The organism is Serratia silvae, assembly GCF_023282985.1.
Taxonomy (GTDB): Bacteria; Pseudomonadota; Gammaproteobacteria; order Enterobacterales; family Enterobacteriaceae; genus Chania; species Chania silvae.
Map to the genome: position 1 here is coordinate 1 of NZ_JAGQDC010000040.1, position 3,252 is coordinate 3,252.

The 3,252-nt window shown below is 35.8% G+C and carries 4 protein-coding genes; 1 reads left to right on the forward strand and 3 read right to left on the reverse strand.

What is annotated here, in order from left to right:
- Positions 1–89 precede the first annotated feature (89 nt).
- Positions 90–647 carry a recombinase family protein gene (locus KAJ71_RS23090; RefSeq protein WP_248947780.1) on the reverse strand — a complete coding sequence of 186 codons (558 nt, stop codon included), beginning with the start codon at positions 645–647 and terminating at the stop codon, positions 90–92.
- A gap of 250 nt (positions 648–897) precedes the next feature.
- Between KAJ71_RS23090 and KAJ71_RS23095 the strand changes: the two genes are divergently transcribed.
- Positions 898–1,710 carry a DUF4225 domain-containing protein gene (locus KAJ71_RS23095; protein ID WP_248947781.1) on the forward strand — a complete coding sequence of 271 codons (813 nt, stop codon included), beginning with the start codon at positions 898–900 and terminating at the stop codon, positions 1,708–1,710.
- Positions 1,711–1,714: 4 nt separating this feature from the next.
- Here the strand turns inward: KAJ71_RS23095 and KAJ71_RS23100 are convergent, their stop codons facing one another.
- Together KAJ71_RS23100 and KAJ71_RS23105 are read right to left on the reverse strand one after the other, a co-directional pair.
- The gene (locus KAJ71_RS23100) at positions 1,715–2,041 is read right to left on the reverse strand and encodes a hypothetical protein (protein ID WP_248947782.1); all 327 of its coding nucleotides are present in this window, start codon (positions 2,039–2,041) and stop codon (positions 1,715–1,717) included.
- Positions 2,041–2,520, reverse strand: a complete 480-nt coding sequence (locus KAJ71_RS23105; RefSeq protein WP_186528688.1) for an Hcp family type VI secretion system effector — start codon at positions 2,518–2,520, stop codon at positions 2,041–2,043. Before KAJ71_RS23105 ends, KAJ71_RS23100 begins: the two co-directional genes overlap by 1 nt.
- Positions 2,521–3,252: the final 732 nt, after the last annotated feature.

Genomic DNA, 3,252 nt, shown 5'->3' on the forward strand with positions numbered 1-3,252 from the left:
CCCTACGGGTTCGAGCTTAGTACGCCCCTCTGGGGCGCCAAAGCAATGCCGCCTTCTATGAAGGCGGATTTTTACTTATATGATAAAGATTAAGTACTTAACATATCCTTTTTTACTCGAAACACCGTAGCCCTACCACAGTCGCAAAGCTTGGCGATCTCATCTGGCGAGTACTTTTCTGTTCTAAGCATATCAGTGATCTTAGTATGTAGAGATTGATTTTTTTGCTTACCCTTGTACTTACCGGCTTTTTGGGCAATAGCTATACCCTCATCACGACGAGAAGCAATAATCCCACGCTCGAATTCAGCTACAGCTCCCATCATCGTTAGAATCAACCGTGATGCGGGAGAGTTATCAAAACTCATTGAGTTATCCAAGAACTTAACAGTAACGCCCTGCTCTACAAGTTTATCCACTAAGCCAAGTAGTTCTTTGGTGTTACGGGCTAACCTGTCGATTGATTTCACGATCAACGTATCACCTTCTCTTAGATGAGAGAGTAAAGCTTGAAGTTCAGGACGCTCGCTGGTGGACTTTCCAGATGCTTTTTCAGCTATGACTTTATCACAGATAGGACTCAGTACTGAAAGCTGACGCTCAAGGTTCTGATCCTTTGTCGATACCCTAACATATCCAAAAATCATTCCCTTAACCCTCAGTCTCATTTAAGTTATCTGTATGATACAGTATCATATGGGTTGGTTCAATGAGTAAATGATACTAACTGAGACATAGTATTCAGGTATCAGTAGGGAGTACCCAAAAGATCCATTTTATCTACTGTCAAAGCAGTAGCATTTGATCACTTTCTTGTAGATTGATATCATCAACAGATGAATTAAAGTAAGCACGATATAATGATCACGCTTTTTATTTCAAAGGGATTTATTTTATATGGATAATTATTTTGGTTTTCGTGAACAAGTAAAAAACTACTACCTTGAGATGGCTCTTGCTGAATCTTATGAGTTAGGTCGCTTGGCTAACCGAGCATCTGCTTTCTACGTCAAAAATGCACAATCAAGATTTTCTTTTCAAAAAAAAATTGATGATCTGATAAATCGCCATATTTCAACTTGCCGTGCAGCAACGACTCAAGAAGGGCAACGGAACGCATATGTATGTTTAAGAGCCGAAAAAAACTCGTTACAGCAACAATACGAATCATTACAGTTAAACCGTGTAAAAAAAGCAATCTACATCGAAATAACCAATGATAACGGTATATTGATCTATGTAGTAAAAGGGATTGGACTTATTGCTGGCGTTTCACAAGTAGTGGCTGGTGCTGCATCTATTCTTAGCTCAAGGGGCAGTAATATAGCAGGTTTCTTATTAGTGTCTCATGGGTTTAACAATATATATGAGAATGGTTACTTTCTAATAAACGGAGAGGATGACATTGGCCCTGTAAGGGATCTATATAGAATTGTTGCTAAGAAAACCGGATATGATAATAAGATAGCAGATATTGTTTATGGTGGTGTTGATTTGGCATTATCAGTTCATGGTTTATTCTTTACCAAAAAAGTCGTATCTGATTACAGGAGCCTAATGAACTATGAAAATGGCCCAGATACATTAAAACTTTATGATGTAATTGATGATGATCTATTAATGACTATAAAAACAATGGGTAAACTCTCATTGGGATTAGAAATCGCGGGTGATATGGTTACCGTCAGTGGAATATGGGATAATTTATAGGAAGTCATTTATTGCTTTTAAAATAAAAAATTATCGATTTTACATATCGAGGAATGTTAGTTAGAAAGCAGGATAATAGTAATAAAATAGCAAGAAATGCAGAAAATACAATTACAGCTTTTAATGTTTGTTTTATATAAATTACAGATGTGAATGCTAAAAATAAACTAAAAATTACTATAGTAGCCTTTAGCATTCTCTTACCAACATCTTTAACACCAAATGCCAAGTCTATTCCAAAAAATTTAGATTTTTTCTGTAGTTCTTTTATTTCTTTTCTTGTAAAACCAGACTCCAAAAGGAGTCTGGTTACAGTTTTTATTTTTTCCATTAGTAAACCCTATCGTCCCAAATACTATAGCCACTGGTTCCAGCAATGTGATGCTGCCAAGAAATGCTTTCGTACTTCAATGATATACTCTCTTGCGGTTGTGATTCATTATGGGTTGATGAGTTAGGGTAAAAAATGTTGACGTCCATAATCGTAACGTTAGTCAATTTGATAGAGTAGAATAATTCACGTCCGCCATTCTGGTTAGTTCTATATATCTCAATAAGAGCATCCAAACGTTCATTGTTAGATATTGCAATTCCAATTAAAGGCGAAGACTTGTCTATTGGTTTAACTATAACGAATGGGTGATGATTAACGTGCTGTTCTCTACTGATTGAATGGCTTAGTTGATAAAGATAACTTTGATCTGTATGCCCAGACTGGTATAAGTTGCCGATTGAATCTTTAGTGGAGCACCCCGCAGTAATTAACCCTTGCTTTGCACCTTTCAAGGTTAGAAAAATATCATTCGCCATATCAAATCCTTTTTATTTAATCAGTCATATATCTACAATAAATTATCACTCCTGTGAATGATAACTACCACCACTCATTACTCTTGAATATATTAAATTCTAAATCATTGCCGTTGATGATAGTATCTAAAAAGCAAAACATAATCAATTACTTTAGTGCTTTTAATAGATTTAAGGTTGTAGGTATTGACCGGCACTGGTATATCTGAGTAACGCCGCTACAAATCAATGCCATACCGTAACTCTCCCTTGCATAAACTGACTACGATCATGCTAACATCCCATAATTTGCCAGTACTGAAAAAGACAAGGATAGAAAGCCATGCAGCTTACGCCGTTATACAAGTATTGAAACACCTCGAATTTTAACTACTACAAATTAATTCTACTTAATATAAAAAGTACTTCATTATTTACCTATATAAGTAATCCCTTGCACTTTTCAGTTAAAGACTAACAGATCTGGATTATGATTATTTCAATGACTAAAGACCTGTTATCTTAGCTATTTTTATATAGGAAATTAATTAATAGTATTTTTAGCTGTCAAGTACTCACTACGTGAGCACTCTCATTAAGTAGCTAAAAGTAGTTTGGTAATAGCATTTGGACGCCATAGAGAATCATTAATTAGAATGCCGTCTGCGTTTAAACGCTTTGATCTTACCCAGCAATAGTGGACACGGCGCTAAGTGAGTAAACTCTTAACCAGAGGTAGCTCACATGACAAAA

Coding starts and splice junctions, on each gene's coding strand:
- KAJ71_RS23100 (WP_248947782.1), bottom strand. CDS start 2,041: ATGGAAAAAATAAAAACTGTAACCAGACTCCTTTTGGAGTCTGGTTTT.
- KAJ71_RS23090 (WP_248947780.1), bottom strand. CDS start 647: ATGATTTTTGGATATGTTAGGGTATCGACAAAGGATCAGAACCTTGAG.
- KAJ71_RS23105 (WP_186528688.1), bottom strand. CDS start 2,520: ATGGCGAATGATATTTTTCTAACCTTGAAAGGTGCAAAGCAAGGGTTA.
- KAJ71_RS23095 (WP_248947781.1), top strand. CDS start 898: ATGGATAATTATTTTGGTTTTCGTGAACAAGTAAAAAACTACTACCTT.